Origin of the sequence: Pseudarthrobacter sp. LT1, from assembly GCF_035621795.1 — a bacterium.
GTDB lineage: Bacteria > Actinomycetota > Actinomycetes > Actinomycetales > Micrococcaceae > Arthrobacter.
Map to the genome: position 1 here is coordinate 3,207,468 of NZ_CP141830.1, position 25,297 is coordinate 3,232,764.

The following is a 25,297-nucleotide window of genomic DNA, read 5'->3' on the forward strand; positions in this document are numbered from 1 at the left end:
ATTGACCGCCCACGACAGTTGAAGGACCGCATGCCCGCAGCACCAGCCTCCCACCGGCGTCCGCATGTCTGACCAGGCCTCGTTACCGGGTACTGCCCCCACTACGTTGCCGGCCACCGCGGCGGAAACCAGCCCGGACAACCCGTGGCCGCTGCAGCTGCTGTCGCAGAAGCTCAAGGCCCACATCGACCGCACCCCGTCGGCGTGGGTTGAAGGCCAGGTCATTGAACTGAACCGGCGCGGGACCAACGCCTACATCACGCTTCGGGACGTGGACGCGGAGGTGTCGCTGCCGGCTTCCGTCTGGACCAAGGTCCTGGAGCGGCAGAACCTTCCACTGGAGCGCGGATCACGGGTGGTGGCCCTGCTGAAACCGGAGTTCTGGCTGAAGACGGGCCGGCTGAACATGCTGGTGCGGGACATCCGGCCGGTCGGACTGGGTGACCTGCTGGCCCGGATTGAGCGGCTGCGCCAGGCCCTCGCGGCTGAGGGTCTTTTCGCCGATTCCCGGAAGAAGCGGCTGCCCCTGCTGCCGCACCGCATCGGCCTGATCACGGGTCGGGATTCGGACGCCAAGAAGGACATCCTTCGCAACGCGGCCCTCCGGTGGCCGGCGGTGGAGTTCGAGATCCGCGAGGTGGCCGTCCAGGGAAACACGGCCGTGTCCCAAATAGTCCGTGCCCTGCGTGAGCTGGACGCCCGGCCTGAGGTGGATGTCATCGTCATCGCCCGGGGCGGCGGGGCACTGGAGGATCTCTTGCCCTTTAACAGCGAGGAGCTGATCCGTGCCGTGGCCGCGGCCAACACGCCCGTCGTGAGCGCCATTGGCCATGAGGCGGACCGCCCGCTGCTGGATTACGTCGCCGATCTCCGGGCCTCCACCCCCACCGACGCCGCGAAGCGGATCGTGCCGGAGGTATCCGAGGAACTTGCCGGGGTGCGCCAGGCGCGGGAACAGCTGCGGCGCTGCGTGGAACGGCTGGTGGACCGGGAGTCGGACCGGCTGGCGGCACTGCATTCGCGGCCCGTCATGGCGGCGCCCGAGGGCATGGTCTCCGTCCGGGGCGAGGAAATCGAACGGCTGCTGCGGCGCTCCTCCGCCGCGGTGAGCTCCACGGTGGTGCGGGCAGCGGACCAGCTGGAGCATCTGAAAGCCCAGGTCCGCGCGCTCTCACCGCAGAAGACCCTGGACCGGGGGTACGCCGTCGTCGAACTGGCAGGAGACCAGGCCGCACGGATCGCCGAGGCCGGCCACGCCGTCGTCCGCAGGCCCGCCGAAGCACCTGCAGGTGCCCCCTTGTCCATCCGTGTGGCGGAGGGACGCTTCGGGGCCACCTCCACCGGCCCTGCGGAGTCCACCAGGGCACCGCACCCAGGAAACCCAGACCAGCACCAGGAAGTGGAAGAGAAGGCATGACCGAACAGAAACCAGAATCCGACGTTGCCGCGCTGAGCTATGAGGAGGCCCGGGAGCAGCTCATCGCCGTGGTGGGCAGGCTGGAGGCCGGAGGGGCAAGCCTGGAAGAATCCCTGGCCTTGTGGGAGCGCGGCGAGGCACTGGCCGCGCGGTGCGAGGAGTGGCTCGAGGGAGCACGGAAGCGGTTGGCCGCTGCCCGCGACCAGCCGCTGTAAACAACCGCCGGACCAGGCCAGCCCTTGGGACCGCGGCTTTGTACCGGGCCACACTGCTCCGGCCCCAGGGCCCGGGCTCAGGAACGGGCTACGAGCTCCCGTTCGATGTCGACGTCGAATTCAGCCTTGGGCCACTCCAGGCGGAAATCGGACAGCGCCGACATCACCAATTGCTGCACGGCGATGCGGGCGAACCATTTCTTGTTGGCGGGAACCACGTACCATGGGGCAATCGCTGAACTGGTCTCTTCGAAGGCGGCCTGGTAGGCGGCCATGTAGTCATCCCAAAAGGCCCGTTCCTTCAGGTCGCCACTGCTGTATTTCCAGTGCTTGGCAGGGTTGTCCAAGCGGGCCAGCAGCCGGGATTTCTGCTCATCCTTGCTGATGTTGAGCATCACTTTGATGATCTTGGTGCCGGCGTCGGTTTGGCGGGCTTCGAATTCGTTAATGGCCCGGTAGCGCCGGCTGATTTCTTCCGGGGTGGCCCAGTTGTGGACGCGGTGGATGAGGACGTCCTCGTAGTGGGAGCGGTCAAAGATCCCTACCATCCCGGCTGCGGGGACCTCCTTCTCGATACGCCAGAGGAAATCGTAGGACTTCTCCTGCTCGGTGGGGGCCTTGAACGCCTTGAACTGGACGCCCTGGGGGTCCATGGTGGCCATGACGTGGTTGACGATTCCGCCCTTGCCGGCTGTATCCATGGCCTGGAGGACCAAGAGGATCCGTTTCTTGCCGCCGACCCGTGATTCGGCGAACAGCTGTTCCTGCAGCTCCGACAGCGTCCCGTCCATCTCAGCCAGCAACGCCTCGCCGTCGGCCTTGTTGCCGCTGTAACCCGGAGTGGCGTCCGGGTCCACCGCGGCCAAGGAAAATCCCTTTCCAACGCGCAGGGTCTCAGACGGATGCTGGTCGAAGCCAACGACGCGGGCCATGGGGTTCCTCTCCGCAGGGGGTACACGGGCCCGGTGGCCCGTGAGCACAGGCTAGTTCCCCTGGTACCTGCTTAGGAAGTCCCCCATGCGCCCGATAGCCTCTTCGATGTCCTTCACGTTGGGCAGCGTCACCATGCGGAAGTGGTCCGGGCGCACCCAGTTGAAGGCACGGCCATGCGATACCAGGATCTTCTGTTCCCTCAGGAGGTCAAGGACAAATTTCTCGTCATCCCGGATGTGGTAGACCTCGGGGTCAAGCCGCGGGAACAGGTACAGGGCGCCTTTGGCCTGCTGAGTGCTGACTCCGGGAATGGCGTTCAGCATGTCGTAGGCCTTGTTGCGCTGCTCCAGCAGCCGGCCGCCCGGGAGGATGAGGTCGTTGATGCTCTGGTAGCCACCCAATGCCGTCTGGATGGCGTGCTGGGCCGGCACATTGGCGCACAGGCGCATGTTGGCCAGGAGGTTGATGCCTTCCAGGTAGTCGGCGGCATCCTTCTTGGGTCCTGAAATGGCCATCCAGCCTGCCCGGTAACCGCAGACGCGGTAGGCCTTGGACAACCCGCTGAAGGTCAGGCACAGGACGTGGTCGCCGGTGAGGCCGGCCAGGTTCACGTGGACGGCGTCCTCGTACAGGATCTTTTCGTAGATCTCGTCGGCAAATATCACCAGGCCGTGCTTTTCGGCCAGGGCCACGATGCGCTTCAGGGTCTGTTCCGGGTACACAGCGCCGGTGGGGTTGTTCGGGTTGATGACCACGATGCCCTTGGTGCGGGGTGTGATCTTGGCTTCCAGGTCCTCCAGGTCAGGCTGCCAGCCGGACTCTTCATCGCAGAGGTAGTGCACCGGCTTGCCGCCGGCGAGCGCCACGGACGCTGTCCAGAGCGGGTAGTCCGGCGTGGGGATGAGCACCTCGTCGCCTGAGTCCAGCAGCGCCATCAGGGACATGGTGATGAGCTCGCTGACACCGTTGCCCAGGTAGATGTCGTCAACGTGGATGTTCTGGATTCCGCGGGTCTGGTAGTACTGCGAGACGGCGGTGCGCGCCGAAAAGATGCCACGCGAATCGCTGTAGCCCTGGGCGTGGGGCAGGTGGCGGATCATGTCCACGAGGATGGCGTCCGGTGCCTCGAAGCCAAACGGCGCCGGGTTCCCGATGTTCAGCTTGAGGATCCTGTGGCCCTCCGCCTCCATCTGCTGGGCGGCTTCAAGGATCGGTCCACGGATGTCATAAAGGACGTTGTTGAGCTTCGTGGACTGCCTGAATTCTGCCATCCCTCAAATATGCCACAGGAAGGATGCATGGCCGTTGAGACATCCGCCACATGGCCGACGGCGGCTGCCGGACCTTCGAAAGTCCGGCAGCCGCCGTCGTCGTCACCTGCGTGTACCTGCCCAGGGGCAGGGATCGCGGACCTACTTGACGATGCCCTTCTCCTTGAGCCAGTTGGTTGCTGCCGTCTTGGCGTCCTGCTTCTGGCTGCCGCTGACGGCACGGTTGAGGTTGATCAGGTCATCCGTGGTGAGGGTGCTGGACACCGAATTCAGTGCCTCCTTGGCCTTGTCCGTCATCTTGGCCTTGTTGTACAGCGGCAGGACCTGCTGGGCGATGAAGTTGTTCTTGGGATCGTCCAGCACCACGAGGTCGTTGTCCGCGATGGACGGCGTGGTGGTGTAGATATCGGCCACCTGCACCTGGTCCTCCAGCAGCGCCTTGAGCGTCACCGGGCCACCGCCGTCGCTGAAGGGTTCCAGCTTCTTGGGCTCGCAGTTGTAGTTCTTCTTCAGCCCGGGCAGGCCGTAAGCGCGCTCGGCGAAGGTGGCCGGGGCTCCCACGACAATCTGGCTGCAGACCTTGGCCAGGTCCTCAATGGACTTCAGCTGGTACTTCTCCGCGGTTGCCTTGGTGACCACCATGGCGTCCTTGTCCTCAGCTTTGGAGACGTCCAGGACCCCGAGCCCGTCCGGCAGCTTGCCAGGCAGCGCCTTGGCGATGTCCCCTGCGGAGACTTCCTTGGCTTCCTTGTCCACGTACAGCAGCAGGTTGCCGCTGTAGTCCGGCACCACATCCACCGAACCGTCCTGGACGGCCTTGAAGTAGACCTCGCGGGAGCCGATGTTCGGTTTGGTGGTGGCGGTGATTCCGTTGGCGTTCAAGGCGCCCGCGTACAGTTCGGCGATGATCTGGCTTTCCGGGAAGTCCGCGGAACCCACCACCAGGGATGTGGCTCCGCCGGAAGCGCCGGCACTGGATGCGGGCGCGTTCTTCAGCGGATCGGACGAACCGCCGCAGGCTGACAGCGCCACTGCCAGGCCAAGCCCGGCGGCAAGGCCGCTGAACGCCCGCCTGCCGAGGCGCTGGGGACGGCTATCTTTCATGACTTACCTCCTTGTACAACAGTCTCCGCAACTACGGGGTCTGTGAGTTCAACCGCGGCCTCCTGGCTGCGGTGGGACAGTCTTGAGGCGCCCTGGGTGAGGAACAGCCTCTGGAACAGGGACAGGACGAGGTCGACGGCGATCGCCAGCACAGCGATGAGGAGGGAACCTCCCAGCATCTGGGGGAAGTCGCTGAGGACCAGTCCGTCAAAGAGATACCGGCCCAGTCCGCCGAGGTTGATGTACGCCACCACCGAGACAGTGGCGATCACCTGCAGCACGCCGGTCCGGAACCCGCCGAACATGACGGTGAGGGCGTTGGGCAGTTCGGCCCGGAGCAGGACCTGCAGCTCCGTCATGCCCATGGCGCGGGCAGCATCAACCACGTTCCGGTCCACACTGGAGATCCCGGCGTAGGTTCCGGCCAGGAGCGGCGGGACTGTGAGGATCACCAGGGCCCATATGGGGGGCATCAGTCCGATGCCGGCCAGCAGTACGAACAGGATCAGCAGGCCGAGGGTGGGCAGGGCGCGCAGGGCACCGGCCAGGGCAACGACAGCAACGCGTCCCCTTCCCGTATGCCCCACGAAGAGACCAACGGGAACCGCGATGGCGGTGGCGATCAGCATGACCAGCCCCGTGTACTGCAGGTGCTCCCCCAGCCGGACGGGGATGCCCATGCTTCCGGACCAGTGCAGGGGATCCGAAAGCCAGGCGAAGGTATCGGCGAAGACGTTACTCACGCGTTGCCACCGCCGGTCTCCGGCCGTGCAAAGCGCTCCGCTGCGGCAGGTGCTTCCGATGGGAGACGCCCTGAACTGCGGTCCCGCCGGCTTCCGGCCCGCTCCCAGGGAGTGAGCACGCGTTCCAGCAGGACCAGGATGGCGTCCATGAGCAATGCGAGGATCAGGATGGCCACGATGCCCACCACTACCTCGGTGACGAAGTCGCGCTGCAGCCCGTCGGTAAAGAGCATGCCCAGGTTGCCGACGCCCAGGAGGGCCGCAACGCTGACCAGCGAGATGTTGCTGACCGACACCACCCGCAGACCGGCGAACATGACCGGCAAGGAGAGGGGCAGGTCAACCTGCAGGAACCGGGCCACCGGCTTGAACCCCATGGCCTGCGCGGCCTGGCTGACATCCGCGTCAACGGAATCAAAGGCATCCAGGGCAGCGCGGACCAGCAGGGCCACCGCATAGATGGTCAGCGCCACCACCACGTTGAGGGGATCGAGGATCCGGGTGCCCAGGATGGTGGGCAGGATGATGAACAGCGCGAGGGACGGGATGGTGTACAGGAGGGATGACGCTGTCAGCACCACGGAACGCAAGGCGCTGTTTCGCCGCGCCAACTGTGCCAGCGGGATGGAAATGAGCAGGCCCAGGACCATAGGGACCAGCGCCAGCACCAGGTGCTGGCCGCCGCGCTCCAGGATCATGCCGGTATTGGCCAGGAACCATTCCATCAGAGGGCAGCCTGCCGCACCTGGCGCGCTTCTTCGATCAACGCCAGGACCTCACCGCCGCGGACCACCCCCAGGACCACGCCGTCGGCGTCCACGGCAACGCCAAGGCCGGACGGCGAGGACAGGGCCGCATCCAGGGCGCGGCGGAGGCTCTCTCCGGGACGGAACAGCGAGCCCCCGGGGATCAGTTCAGTCTCCGTGCCGGGTGCCGACCATCCCAGCGGACGCTTGTCCGCATCCACCACCAGCTGCCAGCCGCCGGCAGCGCTGGAATCCGACTCGTACCCTCCCGAGGCCCGGATGATCGTGGGCACCGGGTGGATCGCCACGCCGTCGGACGGGGAAAAACCCAGGTGCCGGAAGCCGCGGTCGCGCCCCACGAAGGATGCCACAAAGTTGTTGGCCGGCGCCCGCAGGATCTCCTCGGGCGAGGCGTACTGGGCCAGCCTGCCGCCGGTGGCAAAGACAGCCACCTTGTCGCCCAGGATGGTGGCCTCATCGATATCGTGGGTCACGAAAACTATGGTCTTGGCCAGATCCTTTTGCAGTCGCAGCAGCTCGTGCTGGAGTTCGTCGCGGACAACGGGGTCCACCGCGCTGAACGGCTCATCCATGAGGAGCACGGGCGGATCCGCAGCGAGGGCGCGCGCCACGCCCACACGCTGCTGCTGGCCGCCGGAAAGCTGCGACGGGTAGCGCCCGCCAAGCGACGGCGCCAGGCCCACCACGTCCAGGAGTTCGCGGGCACGCTTCCGGGCGTCCGCTTTGGAGACCCCGTTCAGGCGCGGAACGGTGGCGATGTTGTCCAGGACGGAGCGGTGGGGCAGGAGCCCGGCGGACTGCATTACATAGCCCATGGACCGCCGCAGTTCCGCCGCCGGCACCGAGGTGACATCCCGGCCGTCCACGGTGATGGTGCCTGATGTGGGTTCCACCATCCGGTTGATCATCCTGAGGGACGTTGTTTTGCCGCAGCCGGAAGGACCCACAAAGACGGTGACGGAACCTTTGGCGATGGACATGGACAACCCGTCCACAGCCGGCTGGCCGCCCGGATACTGCTTGGTAACGCTCTGGAACTCGATCATCGCCTGGTCCATGGTGCGGACTTACCTGTTCTCTTGGACGGGCTGTTCCCAGCACCGCGACATTGCCATAAGCACGCTGATAGTTACGGTAGCCCAAACGGTGGCAGGCTTCAGCAGCTGAGGCCCTAATCCGCGCAAAGGAATCCCTACTGTAACCATTCGGAACCCCAACCGGGATGGATGGGTTCCGCAGGATCCGCACACACAGCGGCTCCTGTCGGGGCGCCGCAGCCCGGCCTAAAGTGGAGGCGTGACCAACTTGGAAGTTTCGCCGCAGCAGGAAGTTTGCCCGCCCGCCCCCGCAGGAGGGACGTCCGGCCCCTGCCTGCAGCTGTGGCCTGAACGCGAAGTGCCCCTGGGCGGGGTCCGCGCCATGAACGTCAAACGTACGCTGCCCCAGCGCGGCCTCCCCACCATCGGGGCCTGGTGCTTCCTGGACAGTTTCGGCCCGGACCGGACTGCGATGTCCGTCCTTCCCCATCCGCACATCGGGCTGCAGACGGTGACCTGGCCGCTGGCAGGGCACATCCACCACCGGGACAGCGTGGGCAGCGACGTGGTGGTCCGTCCCGGGGAGCTGAACATCATGACAGCAGGCCACGGCGTATCCCACTCCGAGTTCGCTGTGTTGCCTGCCGGCGGCGGGGAGTTGCCGCTGCAGCAGGGCCTGCAGCTGTGGGTTGCCCTTCCTGACGGGGACCGGCATCGGGAGCCTGCATTCGAGCAGCACCGCGAACTGCCGCGCGCCGCCGGCCCGGGCTTCACGGCGACCGTCATGGTGGGAGAGCTTGCAGGGGTGGCCTCCCCCGCAACAGTGTTTTCGCCGATCGTTGGCGCGGACGTTTCCTGCCAAGGGGACGCGGTGCTGCCGTTGAACCCCGGCTTTGAGCACGGCATCCTGGTGCTCGACGGCGGCCTGGCGGTGGACGGCCAGGACCTGCCCGCGGGACCGCTGGGCTACCTGGGCACCGGCCGCAGCGAACTCAGGGTGGAGGCACTCCCCGGTACGAGGTTCCTGCTCATCGGCGGGGAGCCGTTTGGTGAGGAACTGCTGATGTGGTGGAACTTTGTGGGCCGCACCCATGACGAAGTGGAAAAGGCCAGGGACGACTGGGAAGCGCAGGCCGGCCTGCCGGACGCTGAAGCGGCTGCAGCCCGCTACGGCCTGGTGCCGGGCCACGGCCCGGATGCCGGGGCGGAGGCCGGCCGGATTCCCGCTCCCCCACTCCCCGGTGTCCGGCTGACGCCCCGGAAGCGTTCCGTGGGCTAAGCGGGTTCGGCCACCAACTGCAGCACGCCGAACACCGGTTCCTGGTCCAGCACCCTGACCTCCGTCACACCGGTTTCGGCAAGGTTCCGGCGGAAGGACTCCTGCAGGGGCGCCACGTTCATGCCGAGACCGCCACCCAGGATCACCGGACCTTCGATTTTCAGCTGGCCCAGCACCTGACCGGCCAGGGCAGCGAGGTCCTGCCCGGCCTGCTCCAGCAATATTGCGCTGTCCCGGTGCCCGGTGGCCGCGGCTTCCACGACGTGCCTGGCCTGCTGGGCCCAGAAGCGCCTCCCGGTGTCCGGTGAGTGGAACAAGGCGATGAGCTTGTTGGGATGGTCCAGACCGCAGGAGGCCAGGAGGGCCGCGGTGAGCTGGTCGACGGGCAGGCCCTGGTTCATCCTGCGCAGGCTGTGCCGGACCGCCTCCCTGCCCAGCCAGTAGCCGCTGCCTTCATCCCCCAGCAGGTAGCCCCAACCGCCGGCCCTGGCCTCCCTGCCGTCGGCATTGCGTCCCCACGCGGCCGATCCAGTGCCCGCAATGACCGCTACTCCGGTGACTGCGCGGCCCGCGGCCAGCAGGAGGCGGGAGTCATGGACCACGGTGACGCGTGCTTCGGGAGCCAGGGGCTGGATCAGCGCAGCCAGGGCGGCCGCGTCTTCATCGGTATCGATTCCGCCGGATCCCGCGTACACCCGGTCCACGTGTCCTCTGCCGATCCTGGCGAACAGGTCCGCAAGGTTGCGTGCCGCCTGCTCGCGGCTGACATTCTGGACGTTGGAGCTTCCGGCCGACTCGTCGGCCACGGGGAGGCCGTCCTCGAAACGGATGCCATGGGTCTTGGTGCCGCCGATGTCCAGCCCGATCGTGATGCCGTGCAATGGACTGGCCGGGGAGCCTGCCGCTTGGTCAAAAGGAGTGGCAGAGGGGTTCTGGGTGTTTGTCACGTCACAAGGGTACTTGCCCCATGATGTTTGGCGCCCCGCCGCCCCGGCACCGGAAGCCAGCAGCCGCCGTCGGACATTTTCCGGCTCAACGGCCTGCCTTGGTGACCAGCCCGGCCAGCAACGCCGGCCCCTGCCCCACCACCAGTTCGCGGAAAAGCCGGGCCGGAACCGGCTCGCTTTCCGGTTTCCGGCGCCGCCAGCTGACGCCAACTTCCCGGAAGGCGAGTGCCGAGTCAAGCGGAACCTCCACCCACCCCAGGTCCCCGGTTTCGGGACGCGGAGTCCGGCCAGGGGCGTCCCCGCCCGGCGGCAGGATGCTGACGCCAAGGCCGGCAGAAACCAGGCCGCGGACGGTGTGGGAATCCTGGCTTTCGAAGGCAATCCGCGGACGGTACCCGGCCTCGCGGAAAAGAGCGTCGGTCAGGGATCGCAGCCCATAGCCGGGCCCGAGCACCACCACCGGCTCCGTCCGGATGTCGGCCAGCCGGGCCATCCGCTGCCGGGCGAGCGGGTGGGCGTGATGCACCACCAGGCGCAGCGGCTCGCGGTACAGCGGCGCCGAGTCGAGGTTCTTGCCGGGCGGCGCCACCGGTGCAGTGAGGGCCAGGTCCGCCTCCCCCGCTGCCAACTCGTCCAGGCAGGTGTCCCGGGCGCCCTGGCTGAGCCGGAAGCCGGTCCCGGGATGCCGGGCACGGAAGGCGCTGATCAGCAGCGGCAGGGTTGCCTCGCCGAAGGTGTGCTGGAAAGACACGGCCACGGTGCCCCTGACCACCTCGGACTCATTGCGCACCAGGTCCAGTCCGGCCTGGAACTCCGCGAGCGCCTGCTCGATGTAGGGCAGCAGTGTCCGGGCGGCAGGAGTCAGCCGCACTCCCCGGCCGTCCCGGACCAGGAGTTCCGTGCCCACGGCGGCGCTTGCCCTCGCCAGTGCCCGGCTCACCGTCGACTGGGGTACTCCGAGGAGCTCCGCCGTCTCCGTCACATGCTCCGTCCGGCCCAGCTCAGCGAGTACCGGCAGCAGGGGCAGCAGCTGCGCCAGCTGTTTCCGGTCGGGTTCCATGACGGCCTCTCCCTTTGCGGCAAGCAATCCAATCCTGCTATCAGTTTTGCATGAGGTATGCATTGGAAGCATCCATCGAGGGCGGACTACGCTGGGCGGATGCCACCGAACGCAAGCGCCGGCACTGACGCTTCCCCCCTCTGGAACGGCCATACCAAAGGATCCAGGGCCTACGGGCGGATCCTGGCCGGCCTGTCCTGCGCGGGTGTGGCCACCTTCGCCCAGCTCTACTCCACCCAGGCGGTCCTCCCCCTCCTGGCGGCCGACCTGCACATCACGGCCGCCGAGGCCGCCCTCACCATTTCCCTCGCAACCGTTGGCCTGGCTGCCACCGTGATCCCGTGGTCCTTCCTGGCGGACCGGATCGGCCGGGTGAAGGCCATGATGTGGGGCATCACCGCGGCCACCATCCTGGGGCTGCTGGTGCCGATGTCCACCAGCTTCACCATGCTGCTGGTCCTGCGGCTGCTGGAGGGAATGGCCCTGGGCGGCATACCCGCCATTGCCATTGCCTACCTGAACGAGGAGGTCAGCAAAGCCCACGCCGCCCTGGCCGCGGGAAGCTACGTGGCCGGCACCACCCTGGGAGGACTGTCCGGCCGGCTGGTGGCGGGGCCGGTCGGCGAGCTCTGGGGATGGCGGTCCGCGGCGCTGGCCGTGTCCCTGCTGGCGACCGTTGCCGCCGTCGCATTCCTTGTCCTGGTGCCCCGCGCCCGGGGTTTCGTCCCGGCCCCGGCTTCCGGCCTCCGCAGTGCCATCAGGACCCTCGGCGGCCACCTGCGGAATATCAGGCTGCTGGCCCTGTACGCCCAGGCATTCCTGATGATGGGCGGGTTCGTGGCGGTCTACAACTACCTGGGCTTCCGGTTGTCCGGTGCGCCGTTCGGGCTCCCGGCCACGGTGATCAGCCTGATCTTCCTGGCCTACCTTTCCGGCACGTTCTCCTCCCGCTGGGCGGCGGGGATGACCACGCGGTACGGCCGCCGGAACGTGCTGCTGGCAGGACTTGCGCTGGCCCTGGCAGGACTGGCCCTGACACTTACCCAGTCCCTGGTCCTGATCCTGGCCGGGCTGGTGGTGTTTACGGGCGGCTTCTTTGCATCCCACAGCATCGGCTCCGGCTGGACGGGCGCCATCGCCAGGACCGGACGGGCGCAGGCGGCGTCACTGTACAACCTCGCCTACTACCTGGGTTCCAGCCTGCTGGGCTGGGCCGGCGGCCTGGTCTTCCAGGCCTGGGGCTGGAACGCCCTTGCGGGAGCCGTCATGGTCCTGGCGTGCCTGACTGCGGCAACTGTCGCCGTCGTCCATCCGCCGGCGGAACAACGCGCCTCCTGAGCAGGGGCGCCGCGGGCGAATTAACCAACTTCACAAGGCCTCGTGAGGGTTTGGATGTTCGGCTTGACGCGCGCCTGCTGCGCAGCTCGCGGCGATTCTGCGGTCTAGGATGAACCAGGACCGCTTGGAAGGAACCGCAGTGAGCACGAATGCAAGGAACACCAGGCCCGGGGCGCACCTGGAGCCGCTGGACGCCATCGACGAGCGTCTCCTCGCCGCACTGGTGGCGGATGCCAGGATTTCCAACAAACAGCTTGCCGAGATGGTGGGGATTGCGCCCTCGACGGCACTTATGCGTACCCGTGCCCTTTCGGAGCGGGGCATCGTCCAGGGCTACGAGGCGAAGCTGAGCCTGTCAGCCATCGGCAGGTCCGTGCAGGCACTGGTGGCCGTCCGGCTCCGCGCCCACGACAGGGACCAGATCGACCGTTTCACCGCCCGCGTGCCGCACCTGCCCGCCGTGCTGTCCACCTTCCACACCTCAGGTTCGGTCGACTACCTGCTGCACATCGCCGTCGGGAGCACCGAAGACCTGCGGGACTGGGTGCTGGACAACCTGGCCACCGATCCTGTGGTGGGGCACACCGAAACCACCCTCGTCTTCGAACACATCCAGGGCAACCACGGCCCGCTTCCGGACTAGAAGCGGAAACGGCGCCAGCGGCCATGGCTCAGGCGGCGGCGTGCCGCCTTGCCGACTGGACCAGCGTCACCCCGGCAAGGCCAAGGGCCGCTGCGCCGCACAGCAGGACGAAGCCCTGTACGGCCACTGCCATGCCGAACGCGGCGCTGGCCCAGCCCAGCCCCAGGACCGGCACCGCGCTTCCCAGGTAGGTGATGACGTAGACGGTGCTGATGATCTGCGCGTGGCGGGCCGGTTCCACCCTCGCCGCCACATCGTTGAAGACGGTCCGGAATGCAAGCCCCTGACCCACCCCGGCGGCAACGGCGGCGCCCACCAGCATCACGGGGCTGTGCCAGGTCCCGGCGGCCCCCAGCAGCATGACGGAGACGCCCAGGACGGCCAGGCCGGCGGGCACGGTCAGACGACCCCGCACGGTGACCAGCTGGCTCAAGGCCGAGGCACCCAGCGGCAGGCCCGCGAGAACACCGATCAGCGGCCGGGAGTCCGTGCCCAGGACCTGGGCGAAGTAACCCGGGGCCAGGGACAGGGAGAAGCCAAACACGGCAAAGCTGAGGAAGCCGACGCCGGATGCCAGCCAGAAAGCACCCCTCGCCTGGCGGGACACGGAGGGCCGGCGCGGCGCAAGGACATGCAGCGGCCGGGACACCGCGGGAACCATGATGGCGGGGCGGGCACGGATCAGGTACAGCGGCACCAGGAGCCCGGCGAGAAGCAGCGAATGGACGGCATAGGGAGCGGTGGTGGCGCCGGGAAGCAGGGACAGCAGGCCGCCGATGACAGGGCCGGCTGCAACTCCCCCTGAAGAGGCCAGCAAGGTAAAGCGCGAGGCCCATTCCGGCCGCGAGGGAAGCAGCTCACGCAGGGCAGCCGCGCTGGCTCCCGTGGCAAGCGCCACTGCGATACCCTGCAGGGCCCGGCCGGCGCACAGGGCCGCCAGCGACTGGGCTTCGGCAAATATTCCGCCGCCCGCCAGTCCGGTCAGCACGGCGACCAGGAGGGCGGCCCGCCGGCCGATATGGTCCGACCAGTGCCCGGCCAGGAGCAGGGTTCCCACCAGTGCCAGGACATAGCTGGCGAAAGCTGCGGTCACCTCCAGGCTGGACAGTCCCAGGTTGGCCTGCAGCAGCGGGTACAGCGGCGTGGCAAGGTTGGCGCCCACCAGGAGCATGAAGATGGCCGCCCCGGAAATCACCAGCCGCGCCGTGGTGGAGGCATTCCACCCGGTGGGCGTGGCCGGTACCGGACGCATGCGCAGTTCGCTGAAGACCGTCATTGTGCCGCCTTAGGGATCGCCGCGACGGGTGGTCCTTGTGGGAGCCCGGCGCGGATACAACAGTGTTGGTTCAAGAGTGCGGCACCGCTGCGCTATCCATCCGAAATGAGGTGGATAATTGAGCAAAATCATCAACTTACGGATCACCGCATGATGGAGAGTGACGATCTTGAACAAGTTGGACCCCACAGACCTGAAGATCCTCCTGGCCCTCATCAGGGATCCCCGGATCCAGATCGGAGAGCTCAGCGACTCCCTGGGCATCGCCCGTAACACCGCCCAGTCGCGCGTGCGCCGCCTGCTCCGCACCGGCGTACTGCGCCCTGGCGGCCGCGAAGTTGATCTCGAAGCGGTGGGCTATGACGTGGTGGCTTTCGTCACCATCGAAGTCTCCCACCGTGAGCTCGACGGCGTCGTGGCGGCGCTGCGCCTCATCCCGCAGGTCCTGGAAGTCCATGAGATCTCCGGCCGCGGGGACGTCTGGTGCCGGGTGGTTGCCACCGACACCCACAACCTCCAGTCCTCCTTGCGCCAGGTCCTGAGAATCAAGGGAGTCATCCGGACAGAGACCGTCCTGGCCCTGCACACCCATATTCCGTACCGGACCGAGCCGCTCATCAGTGGCCTTAGCAGTGCCGCCGCCCCGGCTAGGATTTCCTGAATGACCATCATCGATAACGCCGTCTACGTCAACGGCGTCCGCCACACCGAGCCCGAAAGCCTGGAGCAGACCTTTGAGACCCTGGCCCGGCACGGCGGCATGGCATGGATCGGGCTCTACCGTCCCACTGCGGAAGAAATGACCGCCGTCGCCAACGAGTTCGGGCTGCACGCCCTCGCGGTGGAGGACGCCGTCTCGGCACACCAGCGGCCCAAGCTGGAACGGTACGACGACAACCTCTTCACCGTCCTGCGTCCGGCCCGGTACCTGGATGTGGACGAGACCGTGGAGTTCGGCGAACTCCACGTCTTCACCGGGAAGAACTTCGTCGTGACCGTCCGGCATGCGGAAACGGCAGGCGTAGCCCGGGTCCGGCAACGGCTGGAGGCACGGCCGGACCTCCTCCAGCACGGGCCTGAAGCTGTTCTTTACGCCCTGCTGGACCGGGTGGTGGATGACTACGCGCCGGTGGTGGCGGGCCTGGAAAATGATATTGACGAGATCGAGGACCAGCTGTTCAGCGGCGATTCGTCGGTATCGCGCCGGATCTACGAACTGGCACGGGAAGTCATCCAGTTCCAGCGCGCCATCCACCCCCTGCCGGAAATGCTGGACCAGCTGAAGCGGGGCTTCGAGAAGTACGAGGTGGAAACCGAACTGCGGCACAACCTGCGCGACGTGGAGGACCACGTGGAGCGGGTGATTTCCCGGGCCGACTCGTTCCGGGACTTGCTGCAGAACGCCCTGACCCTGGACGGAACCCTGACCGCCAACCGGCAGAACGAGGCCAGCGCCGAGCAGAACGAACAAGTCAAGAAGATCTCTTCCTGGGCAGCAATCCTGTTCGCGCCGTCATTCGTGGCCGGTATCTACGGAATGAACTTCGACAACATGCCCGAGCTCCACTGGGCCGCCGGCTATCCCTACGCCTTGGTCCTCATGGTTGCCGCCGGGGCCCTCATGTACGGAATCTTCAAAAAGAAGGGCTGGATTTAGGGGTTTCGGCCCCGCCGTCCCTTTCCCGCCGCCAGCGCCGCCCGCGCGTTGCCCGCCGCGTGGACGAGGACCGAGACAACCAGGAACGCAACCAGGACCTGGGCCGTGGAAACGAACACCCGGGCCCACCCGCCGTCGAGCGTGGGATCAAGGAAGTCGTAGACGTACCACCCGTCAAGGCCCCCGCGGATCCAGGAGAACGCAAGGAAGGCCACCGGATAGCCCAGCCAAGCGAGCGGCCGCCACCACGTCCCGCGGACCGTCCGTGTCACCAGGAGCCAGTCGAGCGCCGTCACCAGCGGGGCCAGGCGGTGGTGGACCATCTGGGGCCAGTACAGATCCCAGCTCCACCACGGTTCTCCCGGCGGAGCCACCAGCACCACATAGATGATGCCCGTCATCACCAGATACAGGACCAGGGCTCCGAAAAGGTGGTCCCACCAGCGCGGAAGCCGGGCCCGCCGCCGGACGCCCGAAACAATCAAAACGAGCCCCAATACGAGGTTTCCCTGGACGGTAAACTCCGAGTACAGCTGGGGAACATCCACGTCATTGCCGGGGAGGGTGGCGTCGAACGTCTTCTGGACCAGTGCAGCGAGCACAAAGAGTCCGACAGATATGCGGACGGACCGGATCCAGGGACGGTCAGGGTGCAGGGCGCGGTTGGCAGGGGTATCCCGGCGGACCGGTGGGACCGGCGGCGGGCTCTATGAGGCTCATGGAGAAAGCGTGGAGCCGCGGATGCGGAAGGGCTAGGGCCTTTTGGCAGTAAGGAGTTCACCGCCGGCCGGACCGGCAGCCATTGGCCAGGCCGGCGGATATGCCGTCAGGCGTTGGTTCTGCGCTTTAGCCAGCCCCAGACGCCGGTGGCGACGAAGAGGACCAGGCCGATGATGGCGAGCCAGAGCAGGCCCTTCACGACGAAGCCGACGATGGACAGGATGAGCCAGATGACCAGCAGGCCGATGATGATTCCCATGGGCCCCACTCTAGGCCCCCATGATTCAATCGGGCCGTCCATCGGGCCCGCGTTTTGCCAAGTGCATTTTGCCCAGTGGACTGCCCGCATCGTCCGCGCCCGACCGACAGTGTGGCCTTGGGTCAGGCCGCGGTGACCCGCCCTGTGCTTCCGTCCACCATCACGGCCTGCCCGTCGGACAGGGTGCTGGTACCGTTGCCCGTGCCCATGACGGCCGGGATGCCGTACTCCCGGGCGACGATCGCGGCATGGGAGCCGGCACCGCCCAAATCCACCACCACCGCAGCAGCATGCTGGAACAGTGGTGTCCAGGATGGGTTGGTGTAGGGGCAGACCAGGATTTCACCGCTCCTGAGCAACCCGAATTCCTCCGGGCTGCGGATCACCCGCACTGTCCCCGTTGCCTGGCCGCGGCTGGCCGGCATGCCGCTCGCCAGCACCCCGTGCGGCCGCCGGGAGCCGGCGAACAGAGAAACGGGGTCCAATAGCGGGATACCCTCGAGTTCCCTGCGCTTGGCAGCCCTTGCCAGCACCAGGCGGCGGTACCGTTCCCGCTCGTCCGCCGGCAACGCGCCGCCGTCGGGCATTGCAGCCAGCTCCTCGAAGCGCAGGTGGTTGACCTCCCGGGGGTCCACCAAAACTCCGGCGATGGCCAGGCGGCGCCCCAGCTCCAGCAGCGCCCGGCGCAGGGGCGGCAGCACTTTAGTGGCATGGAAGTGGCTGTCCTCCCGGAACGCCATACCGGCTTTGGCCGCCTGGACAGCGGACAGGACGTGGCGGCGGAGGACGGGCACGCGGAGGGCAGGATGCCGCATCAGGTCCGCGAGCGCCTCGCCGGTCTGGTCCCGGACCGGCGGGCGGTCACCCATCATCGACGTGATGAGCCCGAGCACCACTTCAGGGGCGTCCGACCAGGTGGGTGCGCTGCTAAGCACCACACTCACCGTTTCGCGGTGTCCGTACTCGGCCAGGAAACCTTCGAACGCGGACCGGAAGCCGGCGAACTCCTGGCGGTGCTCAAGGGCGGGCAGCAGTTCGCCCGGTGGGAGGCTGCTGAAGGCCTGTTTCAGGGCCGGACTGGACCTGACCTGGCCAGCCAGATTCTCCAGCGCCGTATTGGCCTGGCTGGTGCGGGTTTCCGCACCAGCGATGAGTGCGGGTGCAAGCTTCAGCTTGCCCAATAGCAGCAGCATCAGGCGCAATTCCAGTTGCGGAAGGAGTATCCCTGGAAGGTACGAGATCCTCAGTTCGGTGATCCCCCGCATGGTGGTGAAGGCCTCAGTGGCGAGCGAAACGACTCCCTGCCAGGAGAGCGGGCGCGGGTCTTGGGCCGCCAGCCCGTTGACGTTGTCCAGAAAGGCCGTGAACCTGCTGTCGAGGGTCCACCGGGAAGGGTCGTAGCGCCTGGCCCGGCGGATGAGGGACAGCGGGGCTGCCAGCGTCCGCAGGGTGGGCCGGGGTACCGGCGGAACCAGCCGCACCACCACGCCGTCCTCTTCGGGCAACAGCTTCTCCAGGGGCGGGAATGACACACCCACGCTGCCGGCTATGCCGTGGAGCATGGCCAGGATGCCGCGCTGCATCCATCCGGAAACGTCCAGGGGGTAGGGGCGGACCTGGAACATCTCCAGCAAAAAGGGAGCCAGCAGGCGCTGGATCGGGTTGAGCCGCAATGGCTGCGGGGGCAGGGCGGTTATGGGCCGGGCCTGCACCAGGAATACACGGCCGCCCGCAATCGCCCATTCGATGTCCTGGGGTCGGCCGAAATGGCCCTGCACGCCCACCGCCAACCGTGCCAGCTCAGCCGCCTGGCCGCTCCCGAGTCCGGGTACGGATTCCCCCGCCCCAACGGACCTCTCGGTACCGCCTGCGGTCCTTGCCCGGATAACCACCTCATGCCGGCCCGGCCTGAAAGCGCGTATCCCGCCCGCCCGGTCCAGGACATACCGTTCAGGGATGACCTCGCCCGCAACCACTGCCTCGCCCAGTCCGGGGCTTGCATCGATGAGGATTTCGTTGCGCTCACCCGTTATGGGGTTGGCGGTGAACATAACGCCCGCTACGTCGGCGCGCACCATTTCCTGGACGACGACGGCCATGGCTGCACCGCCGGGGTCCACGCCCTGCCTGCCGCGGTAGGCAATGGCCCGGTCCGTCCACAGCGACGCCCAGCAATCAACCACTGCCTGGACCACCGCCGCCTCGCCATGGATATTCAGGTAGGTGTCCTGCTGCCCGGCGAATGTGGCGCCTGGCAGGTCTTCGGCGGTGGCGCTGGAACGGACCGCCACCGGACTCCCGCCCAGGGCTGCATAGGCCCCGGCAATGTCCTTGAGGACACGGTCCGGCATCTTTGCCTCCGTGAAAAGACTACGGATCTCCGCCGGCGCCGCGCCGGCCTTGAGCAACCGGCCAAGCTCGCCGCCCACCCCGGATTCCTCCAGCATGGCAACGTATGCCCTGGTGGTCACTATAAACCCGGGCGGAACCGGAAAGCCGGCGCGCACCAGTTCGCCAAGGTTGGCGCCTTTTCCACCGGCCAGGGCCACGTCACGGGCACCGAAATCCCTCAGGGCGCCGACCGTTGTCCCATTCATCCCGGGGCTCCTGACACTGTTCCGCCCGCTGCTCACTCCAAGCTAAGCCCCCGGGACCGGGCACACAACAACCCAGCCGCCGGCGTTAAAGCATGTATGGACGGGAAGCCCGTGCGGGTGTATACCGATGGAAGCCGTGACCGCGGACAGGCGAGGGTCGGATTCCCAGGAAGACGAAATGGCCAAGCGCATAGTAGTTTGCTGCGATGGAACGTGGGCAACCCCCGACCAGGCGGACGACGGGCAGCCGTGCCCTACCAATGTCACAAAACTCGCCCTGGGGATCGCCCCGGCCGGCAGGGACAAGAACGGCACCGACATTGAACAGAAGGTCTTCTACCATCGCGGCGTGGGCGCCGGACGACACGACCGTCTCGGTGGAGGCGCTTTCGGCGCAGGGCTCTCCTACGACATCCTTGCCGCCTACCGTTTCATCATGGGCAACTTCCAGCCCGGGGACGAGCTGTTCCTGCTGGGCTTCAGCCGCGGCGCCTACACAGCCCGCAGTACCGCTGGACTAATCAGGAACGCGGGCATCCTGCGCCGGCGTTTCCGGGGACGGCTGGGCGACGCCTACAGCCTCTACAGGGACCGGACTGCCACCACCAACCCGCGTTCGGTGGAAGCCACCCTCTTCCGCCGGTCCTTCTCCCATGAGACCCGGATCCATTGCATCGCGGTCTGGGACACCGTGGGGTCGCTCGGCATCCCGCTCACCGGGGTACCTGTCATTGACAGGTACAACCGCAGGTTTGCCTTCCACGACACCGCGCTGTCCGCTACCGTCGACAACGCGTTCCAGGCCTTGGCAATCGATGAGAAAAGAAAGCCTTTCGCCCCGACACTCTGGCAGCCGCAGGGCGACCCGGGCAGCCGCAGGGCGACCCGGGCAGCCAGAGACTGGAACAGGTATGGTTCACCGGAACGCACGGCGACGTAGGCGGCGGAAACCGGAGCACCCTGCTGTCCGACATTGCCCTGGCGTGGATCGTTGAACGCACCCGGAGCGCAGGGCTTGCCTTCCGCCCCGATGCCTCCGGGGTCGTGCCAGGTGCGCCGGCTGAGCCATCCGACCAGTATCCGCCGATCCAGGAATCCCGCGTTGGTTTTTGGAAAATGCTTCCTGCCTACGTCAGGCCCATAGGGTCAACCGATCCCGCGCACGAACGGGTGGCAGAGTCGGCTCTGAAGCGGCATGATGCCGATCCCACCTACCGGCCGCCCAACCTCGTGCGCTATCTGGGGGAAAGGTCCGGGAATCCCTCGTTGTCCTGAGGGGGGACCAGGCAGCCCCGGAACCGGCCGGGTGCCTGCAAATGGTGGAGCTAAGGAGATTCGAACTCCTGACCTCTTCGATGCGAACGAAGCGCTCTACCAACTGAGCTATAGCCCCGGACGTATCCACGCCTTGACGGGCATCTGCCCGCCGGTGCGGAACCGGTGTCCCTAGGCTACAAATTTTCCCCGCTCAACGCCAATTGACGCGCGCAATGCGCGGGAGAGGAACGCAAGGCGCGGCCGGGCCCTATGCGCGGCGGCGCTGCAGGACGTCGTCGAGGTTGCTGAGGGCGCTCTGAGCCTTGGACAACTGCTGTGCTTCCGCCGCAGCAACTGTCTCTGCCGCCGGCGCCGCGGAAGCACCCTGCTTCAGCGAAGGCTTGCCAACTGCTTTGGGCGCTTCGGGAAGCTCAAGCGGCTTCGGCTCGGGGCGCTCAGCCTTTGGGGCTTCCACGTAGATGGGCTTGGGGACCTCCACCGGCTCCCAGGGGGTGCTGGCGGGAGCGGCCGGAACAGCTGCCGCTGCGCTGGTGTCGCCGGCAGCCACGGCGACAGCGAGGGCGGCTTCGCGAAGCTCCATGGCGGTCAGCGGCTTGGCCTTTGGCTCCCCCGCCTCGGCGTCGAAAAGCTGGCTTTCCGGCAGTACGGGGGCGGCCTCGGGCTTCGCCGGCAGGGCTACGGTGTCTTCCGGCCGGCGCGCGGGTGCACTCATGGCAGAGCGGAAGGCAGCGTTCACCCTCGCCTTGCGGTCGCGGACAGCGAGCCACCGCAGCAGTGCGACGGATGCGACGGTCACCAGGGTGCAGGTAATCGGCAGAGCCGGCGAACCGATGCCGAAGGGAAGCAGCACACCTGAGATGAATGCGGTCACCAGGGAGAGGAGTCCCACAAGGGCGAGGCCAGTGCGGCCGTAGCGTATGCGGAACGGCGCCGCAGGTGGGGTGCTTGCAGTGCCGGCAACGGATGCGGCACTCTTCCTGGGTTCCATGGCTTTCTCCTGCTGGGCGGCGACGTTCAGGACCAGGCCGGCATGCGGATCCGGCCTTTCATCGGCGGGGGCCTCTGCCAGGAACTCGCCGGCGGGCTGGAACTGGTGCCTGCGGTTCCGGAGGACGTAAGGGGCAACCCATACAATCCAGAGCGCGACGGCAACCACAAGGATCACTGAGCTGCTAAGGGGGAAGTCCACACTCAAAACCGTATGAGCATCATGCCTGCTCAGGCCGCATTAGCTGCGGTGTGTCGTGCCCCCACTGGCAAACCGTTGGATTTATGACCGGCGCGACGCCAGCCACGGACCCAACAGGCCTTCCGGGACCTCTTCGGAGGTGAGGGCGAACGAACGGTGGTCCGCCCATTTGCCGTTGATGTGCAGGAAACGGGGACGGTACCCCTCGTCCCGGAACCCCAGCTTTTCCACCACCCGCAGGCTGGGTCCGTTCTCGGGCCGGATGTTGATTTCCATCCGGTGCAGGCCAAGCGTACGGAAACAGTGGTCCGTTACCAGCGCCACGGATGTGGGGGCTATCCCCCGTCCCGCCCGGGATTGGTCCACCCAGTACCCCAACGTTGCCATCATGGCCGAACCCCAGACGATGGAAGACACCGTCAGTTGGCCCACGATGGCCGGATTCCTCAGGCCCGGCCTCCACTCCGTGATGACGAAGGGCAGGGCGGTAGCCTGTGCAGCCTGCAGGTTGAGCGAGCGGACCATGTGCCGGTAGTCCGGGAGGCCGCCGGACGGGTCCGGGTTGGAGGCCTCCCACGGGGCCAGCCACTCACTGTTCCGCGACCGTACTTCAGTCCACTCTTTCTTGTCCCGGTACCGGATGGGCCGCAGGACCAAGTCGCCGCACTCGAGGGTGGCCGGCCAGATGGGACCTGTGCGCACGGCGCTACCGGGAGAGGCCGGCGGTGAAGCCCGGCAGCCATTCCCGCAGGCCGGGTCCCAGGTCATCGCTGTCGATGGCCAGCTGGACGCAGGCCTTGAGGTAGCTGAGCTTGTCGCCGGTATCGTAACGGCGGCCCCGGAACACCACGCCATACACGCCATGTCCCTCGCCGTCACCGGAGGCAAGTTCCTGCAGGGCATCCGTCAGCTGGATTTCGCCTCCGCGGCCCGGCTCCGTGTGCTCGAGGACTTCGAACACGGCGGGGTGCAGGACATATCGGCCGATCAGCGCCAGGTTGGACGGGGCTTCCTCCGGCGAGGGCTTTTCGACGAGCCGGTTGACGCGAACATAATCCTCGCCCTCGATGGCCTGGACGTCGGCGCAGCCGTAGGCGCTGATTTGGGAGGGTTCCACCTCAATGAGTGCGACGACGGACCCTCCGGTTTTCGCCTGTACGTCAATCATGATGCTGAGGAGTTCGTCGCGGGCATCGATGAGGTCGTCGCCCAGCAGCACCGCGAAGGCTTCATCGCCCACGTGCTGCTTCGCCCGGAGGACGGCATGCCCCAGGCCGTGGGGATCGCCCTGCCGGACGTAGTGGATGTCACCCAGCTGGCTCGCGGCCTGGATGGACGCAAGCTTTTCCGTATCGCCCTTGTCCTCGAGGGTCGATTCGAGGGATGGCACCCTGTCGAAGTGGTCTTCGAGGGCGCGTTTGTTGCGGCCGGTAATCATCAGCAGGTCGTTGAGGCCCACGTGGACGGCTTCCTCCACCACATACTGGATGGCAGGCTTGTCCACGACGGGAAGCATTTCCTTGGGCATGGCCTTGGTGGCAGGCAGGAACCTGGTGCCCAGGCCCGCTGCGGGAATGACGGCTTTGCGGACTCTGGGGTTACTGGTGTTCACCGGACTAATCTAACGTCAGCGTCAAGTATTTCAGTAACCCCCGGCACCGAAGGCCGGCACGGGGCTTCAACGCCGCGGAACACCGGGCTTCAGGGAGGACAACATGCTGCAGGAGACTAACGCTGTCAAGGACAGGATCCGGGCCGCCCACCGGCACCGGCGGGCAGGCCTGATGCCGGCACAACTGGAAGCTGCCGGCCAGGCCCTGGCCACCCATGGGGAAGCCTGGGCTGGATCGGTGACGCAAGGCCGTCCCGGGATAGCCTGCGTATACCTTGGCGTGGGGCAGGAACCACCCACCCTGCCGCTGATCAACGCCCTGCACCGCAGCGGCCACCAGGTCCTGCTTCCGGTGTGCGAACCGGCCAGGGAGTTGAGCTGGGTGTTCTGGACTCCGGACACCGGCTTCGAGCGCAGCAGGTACGCGCCCATCCTGGAACCTGCGGGGCACCGGCATGGGCCCGAAACCGCCGGCGACGCCGCTGTGCTTTTCATTCCCGCCACAGCCGTGGACCTGGCCGGCAACAGGATTGGCCAGGGCGGCGGCTACTACGACAAGTTCCTGGGGCACCTCGCTACGGCCGGGAAGGAAATTCCGCTGGCCGCTGTTATCTACGACGATGAATTGCTGCCCGCCGGACGGATCCCGGCCGAGGAGTTCGACCGTCCGGTCCCGGCCGTCCTGGTTCCTTCCGGGTACCGGCCCCTGGCGGGTGGCGCCTGAGCACGGGCGTTCCGTGCACAGTGATAGAATTAGCACTCAGGCCCTGCGACTGCTAATGGTTTACCAGGTGGCAGCACGGGACCTCTCGTTTGCCCAAGAGGAGGAGCACCAGTGCCAACATATGCTTACGCCTGCAAGGATTGCGGCCACGCCTTCGACATCGTCCAGTCGTTCTCGGACAGCAGCCTGACGTCCTGCCCTGAGTGCGAGGGGACGCTGCGTAAGAAGTTCAACAGCGTCGGTGTCGTCTTCAAGGGCTCCGGTTTCTACCGCACGGACTCCCGCGATTCCAAGGGCGGCTCGGTTTCCCCTGCGCCCGCCGCGGCTCCGGCCGCGCCTGCTGCTGCCCCCGCCGCGCCGGCGCCCGCAGCCGCCGCGAGCTAGTCCGGCACAGACTTCACGACGGCGGCCGGCGCTATCCAGCGTCCGGCCGCTTTTGTCCACATAGGCCTCATCCCGGCCCCCTTGCGCGTGCGCCCGGAGTTAGCGTGGGCGCATGCCCTTACTTCCCCGCCGCCGCGCCGCCCTCCGGTATTCTTCGGGCCCTGCAGGCGCTGGCCGCAGCCCCAGGAACCGCCCTCTGGCCGCGCGTGTTGCCGCTTGGTTGAGCCGAAACCGCCGGCTCGCCGCTGCACTGTTGTTGTGCGCAGCTGCCGCCATCGCCGTCCAGCAGCTCACTCCTGCCCCGCTCTCCACCGCCACGGCCCTGGCCGCTGCGCGGGATCTTCCTGCCGGTACCGCCGTATCGGACGCGGACGTGGTCCGAGTCCAGGTGCCCCCTGGCATGGTGGCCGACGGCTTCCTCCGGGATGACGCCGCCGCCACCGGCAAACAGCTCGCCGCACCCATGCGCAAGGGCCAGCTCCTCACCGATGCCCAGCTGGTGGGTCCCGGGCTCCTGGCAGGTACGCCGCCCGGTTCAGCCGCAGTTCCACTGCGGATGGCGGATGCCTCGTCGATTCAGCTGGTCTCCCCCGGACAGCTGGTCAACGTTGTGCTCACATCAGCCAACGGGTTCGACCAGCAGGGCCCGTCGGAGGTGCTGGCGTCGGCAGTCCCCGTACTGTGGACCTCCAACAAGGGCGGCCAGAGCGGCCAGTGGCTGGGCACCACGGAGACGGACGGACTGATCGTGGTGGCAGCCACCGCCGAACAAGCATTACGCCTGGCCGGAGCGTCAACCCAAGGCCGGCTGTTCTTCGTCCTGGTCGGGCCGCCGTAACCTTGTGGC

25 protein-coding genes, 1 tRNA gene and 1 pseudogene are annotated in these 25,297 nt (G+C 66.9%); 11 read left to right on the forward strand and 16 right to left on the reverse strand.

Annotated features, from left to right (window positions below; translation table 11 throughout):
- Positions 1 to 64 precede the first annotated feature (64 nt).
- Together xseA and VIK36_RS15035 are read left to right on the forward strand one after the other, a co-directional pair.
- On the forward strand, positions 65 to 1,417 hold the full coding sequence (gene xseA / locus VIK36_RS15030) for an exodeoxyribonuclease VII large subunit (protein WP_324642543.1): 1,353 nt from the start codon (positions 65 to 67) through the stop codon (positions 1,415 to 1,417).
- A complete protein-coding gene (locus tag VIK36_RS15035) occupies positions 1,414 to 1,632 on the forward strand; it encodes an exodeoxyribonuclease VII small subunit (RefSeq protein WP_056334565.1) in 219 nt (72 codons plus the stop codon). Before xseA ends, VIK36_RS15035 begins: the two co-directional genes overlap by 4 nt.
- 77 nt (positions 1,633 to 1,709) lie before the next feature.
- Here the strand turns inward: VIK36_RS15035 and VIK36_RS15040 are convergent, their stop codons facing one another.
- From VIK36_RS15040 to VIK36_RS15065, 6 genes are all read right to left on the reverse strand, one after another.
- Positions 1,710 to 2,564: a polyphosphate kinase 2 family protein gene (locus VIK36_RS15040; RefSeq protein WP_324642544.1), complete on the reverse strand. Its 855-nt coding sequence runs from the start codon at positions 2,562 to 2,564 to the stop codon at positions 1,710 to 1,712.
- A gap of 51 nt (positions 2,565 to 2,615) precedes the next feature.
- Entirely contained in the window at positions 2,616 to 3,836 is a 1,221-nt protein-coding gene (locus VIK36_RS15045; RefSeq protein ID WP_324642545.1) for a pyridoxal phosphate-dependent aminotransferase, read from the reverse strand.
- 141 nt (positions 3,837 to 3,977) lie between these two features.
- Positions 3,978 to 4,940: an ABC transporter substrate-binding protein gene (locus VIK36_RS15050; RefSeq protein ID WP_255172753.1), complete on the reverse strand. Its 963-nt coding sequence runs from the start codon at positions 4,938 to 4,940 to the stop codon at positions 3,978 to 3,980.
- On the reverse strand, positions 4,937 to 5,683 hold the full coding sequence (locus tag VIK36_RS15055) for an ABC transporter permease (protein WP_324642546.1): 747 nt from the start codon (positions 5,681 to 5,683) through the stop codon (positions 4,937 to 4,939). The genes VIK36_RS15050 and VIK36_RS15055 overlap by 4 nt, the downstream gene beginning before the upstream one ends.
- On the reverse strand, positions 5,680 to 6,408 hold the full coding sequence (locus VIK36_RS15060; protein ID WP_255172755.1) for an ABC transporter permease: 729 nt from the start codon (positions 6,406 to 6,408) through the stop codon (positions 5,680 to 5,682). The genes VIK36_RS15055 and VIK36_RS15060 overlap by 4 nt, the downstream gene beginning before the upstream one ends.
- Positions 6,408 to 7,508, reverse strand: coding sequence for an ABC transporter ATP-binding protein (locus VIK36_RS15065; RefSeq protein WP_324642547.1), 1,101 nt, complete (start codon positions 7,506 to 7,508; stop codon positions 6,408 to 6,410). Before VIK36_RS15065 ends, VIK36_RS15060 begins: the two co-directional genes overlap by 1 nt.
- A gap of 238 nt (positions 7,509 to 7,746) precedes the next feature.
- Here VIK36_RS15065 and VIK36_RS15070 point away from each other — a divergent pair, with 238 nt between their 5' ends.
- Positions 7,747 to 8,766, forward strand: coding sequence for a pirin family protein (locus VIK36_RS15070; RefSeq protein WP_255172756.1), 1,020 nt, complete (start codon positions 7,747 to 7,749; stop codon positions 8,764 to 8,766).
- Here the strand turns inward: VIK36_RS15070 and VIK36_RS15075 are convergent.
- Together VIK36_RS15075 and VIK36_RS15080 are read right to left on the reverse strand one after the other, a co-directional pair.
- The gene (locus VIK36_RS15075; protein WP_324642548.1) at positions 8,763 to 9,713 is read right to left on the reverse strand and encodes an N-acetylglucosamine kinase; all 951 of its coding nucleotides are present in this window, start codon (positions 9,711 to 9,713) and stop codon (positions 8,763 to 8,765) included. The two genes, VIK36_RS15070 and VIK36_RS15075, sit on opposite strands and share 4 nt — an antisense overlap.
- Before the next feature lie 85 nt (positions 9,714 to 9,798).
- Positions 9,799 to 10,773 (reverse strand): LysR family transcriptional regulator, encoded by a 975-nt coding sequence (locus VIK36_RS15080; RefSeq protein ID WP_255172758.1) that lies wholly within the window; start codon positions 10,771 to 10,773, stop codon positions 9,799 to 9,801.
- Positions 10,774 to 10,872: 99 nt separating this feature from the next.
- On the opposite strand from VIK36_RS15080, the gene VIK36_RS15085 reads away from it, so the two are divergent.
- Positions 10,873 to 12,111 (forward strand): MFS transporter, encoded by a 1,239-nt coding sequence (locus tag VIK36_RS15085; RefSeq protein WP_324642549.1) that lies wholly within the window; start codon positions 10,873 to 10,875, stop codon positions 12,109 to 12,111.
- Positions 12,112 to 12,250: 139 nt separating this feature from the next.
- Entirely contained in the window at positions 12,251 to 12,754 is a 504-nt protein-coding gene (locus VIK36_RS15090; RefSeq protein WP_026265760.1) for an Lrp/AsnC family transcriptional regulator, read from the forward strand.
- A gap of 28 nt (positions 12,755 to 12,782) precedes the next feature.
- Here VIK36_RS15090 and VIK36_RS15095 read toward each other — a convergent pair whose 3' ends face one another.
- Entirely contained in the window at positions 12,783 to 14,030 is a 1,248-nt protein-coding gene (locus VIK36_RS15095; protein ID WP_324642550.1) for an MFS transporter, read from the reverse strand.
- A gap of 169 nt (positions 14,031 to 14,199) precedes the next feature.
- Between VIK36_RS15095 and VIK36_RS15100 the strand changes: the two genes are divergently transcribed.
- Both VIK36_RS15100 and corA read left to right on the forward strand, forming a co-directional pair.
- A complete protein-coding gene (locus VIK36_RS15100; RefSeq protein WP_255172761.1) occupies positions 14,200 to 14,691 on the forward strand; it encodes an Lrp/AsnC family transcriptional regulator in 492 nt (163 codons plus the stop codon).
- Positions 14,692 to 15,687: a magnesium/cobalt transporter CorA gene (gene corA, locus VIK36_RS15105; RefSeq protein ID WP_255172762.1), complete on the forward strand. Its 996-nt coding sequence runs from the start codon at positions 14,692 to 14,694 to the stop codon at positions 15,685 to 15,687.
- Here corA and VIK36_RS15110 read toward each other — a convergent pair.
- The 3 genes from VIK36_RS15110 to VIK36_RS15120 form a co-directional block, all read right to left on the reverse strand.
- Positions 15,684 to 16,289, reverse strand: a complete 606-nt coding sequence (locus VIK36_RS15110) for a Pr6Pr family membrane protein (protein ID WP_324642551.1) — start codon at positions 16,287 to 16,289, stop codon at positions 15,684 to 15,686. The genes corA and VIK36_RS15110 overlap by 4 nt on opposite strands.
- Positions 16,290 to 16,513: 224 nt before the next feature.
- Positions 16,514 to 16,666 carry a hypothetical protein gene (locus VIK36_RS15115; RefSeq protein ID WP_018760353.1) on the reverse strand — a complete coding sequence of 51 codons (153 nt, stop codon included), beginning with the start codon at positions 16,664 to 16,666 and terminating at the stop codon, positions 16,514 to 16,516.
- A 122-nt stretch (positions 16,667 to 16,788) separates the two neighbouring features.
- Positions 16,789 to 19,263 (reverse strand): PEP/pyruvate-binding domain-containing protein, encoded by a 2,475-nt coding sequence (locus VIK36_RS15120; protein WP_324642552.1) that lies wholly within the window; start codon positions 19,261 to 19,263, stop codon positions 16,789 to 16,791.
- Between the two features lie 178 nt (positions 19,264 to 19,441).
- On the opposite strand from VIK36_RS15120, the pseudogene VIK36_RS15125 reads away from it, so the two are divergent.
- Positions 19,442 to 20,538 (forward strand): annotated as a pseudogene (locus VIK36_RS15125) (DUF2235 domain-containing protein).
- Between the two features lie 42 nt (positions 20,539 to 20,580).
- On the opposite strand, the gene VIK36_RS15130 reads toward VIK36_RS15125, so the two are convergent.
- The 4 genes from VIK36_RS15130 to galU all read right to left on the reverse strand — a co-directional run bounded on the left by VIK36_RS15130 (position 20,581) and on the right by galU (position 23,342).
- Positions 20,581 to 20,656: transfer RNA gene (locus tag VIK36_RS15130), tRNA-Ala, on the reverse strand.
- Between the two features lie 132 nt (positions 20,657 to 20,788).
- A complete protein-coding gene (locus VIK36_RS15135) occupies positions 20,789 to 21,730 on the reverse strand; it encodes a hypothetical protein (protein WP_324642556.1) in 942 nt (313 codons plus the stop codon).
- Between the two features lie 81 nt (positions 21,731 to 21,811).
- Positions 21,812 to 22,432, reverse strand: a complete 621-nt coding sequence (locus VIK36_RS15140; protein WP_159631445.1) for a GNAT family N-acetyltransferase — start codon at positions 22,430 to 22,432, stop codon at positions 21,812 to 21,814.
- 4 nt (positions 22,433 to 22,436) lie between these two features.
- Positions 22,437 to 23,342, reverse strand: coding sequence for a UTP--glucose-1-phosphate uridylyltransferase GalU (gene galU / locus VIK36_RS15145; protein ID WP_324642557.1), 906 nt, complete (start codon positions 23,340 to 23,342; stop codon positions 22,437 to 22,439).
- Positions 23,343 to 23,445: 103 nt separating this feature from the next.
- On the opposite strand from galU, the gene VIK36_RS15150 reads away from it, so the two are divergent.
- The 3 genes from VIK36_RS15150 to VIK36_RS15160 all read left to right on the forward strand — a co-directional run bounded on the left by VIK36_RS15150 (position 23,446) and on the right by VIK36_RS15160 (position 25,288).
- Positions 23,446 to 24,066 carry a 5-formyltetrahydrofolate cyclo-ligase gene (locus tag VIK36_RS15150; protein WP_324642558.1) on the forward strand — a complete coding sequence of 207 codons (621 nt, stop codon included), beginning with the start codon at positions 23,446 to 23,448 and terminating at the stop codon, positions 24,064 to 24,066.
- A gap of 111 nt (positions 24,067 to 24,177) precedes the next feature.
- Positions 24,178 to 24,450: an FmdB family zinc ribbon protein gene (locus VIK36_RS15155; RefSeq protein ID WP_324642559.1), complete on the forward strand. Its 273-nt coding sequence runs from the start codon at positions 24,178 to 24,180 to the stop codon at positions 24,448 to 24,450.
- 220 nt (positions 24,451 to 24,670) lie between these two features.
- The gene (locus VIK36_RS15160) at positions 24,671 to 25,288 is read left to right on the forward strand and encodes an RcpC/CpaB family pilus assembly protein (RefSeq protein WP_324642560.1); all 618 of its coding nucleotides are present in this window, start codon (positions 24,671 to 24,673) and stop codon (positions 25,286 to 25,288) included.
- The last annotated feature ends 9 nt before the right edge of the window (positions 25,289 to 25,297 follow it).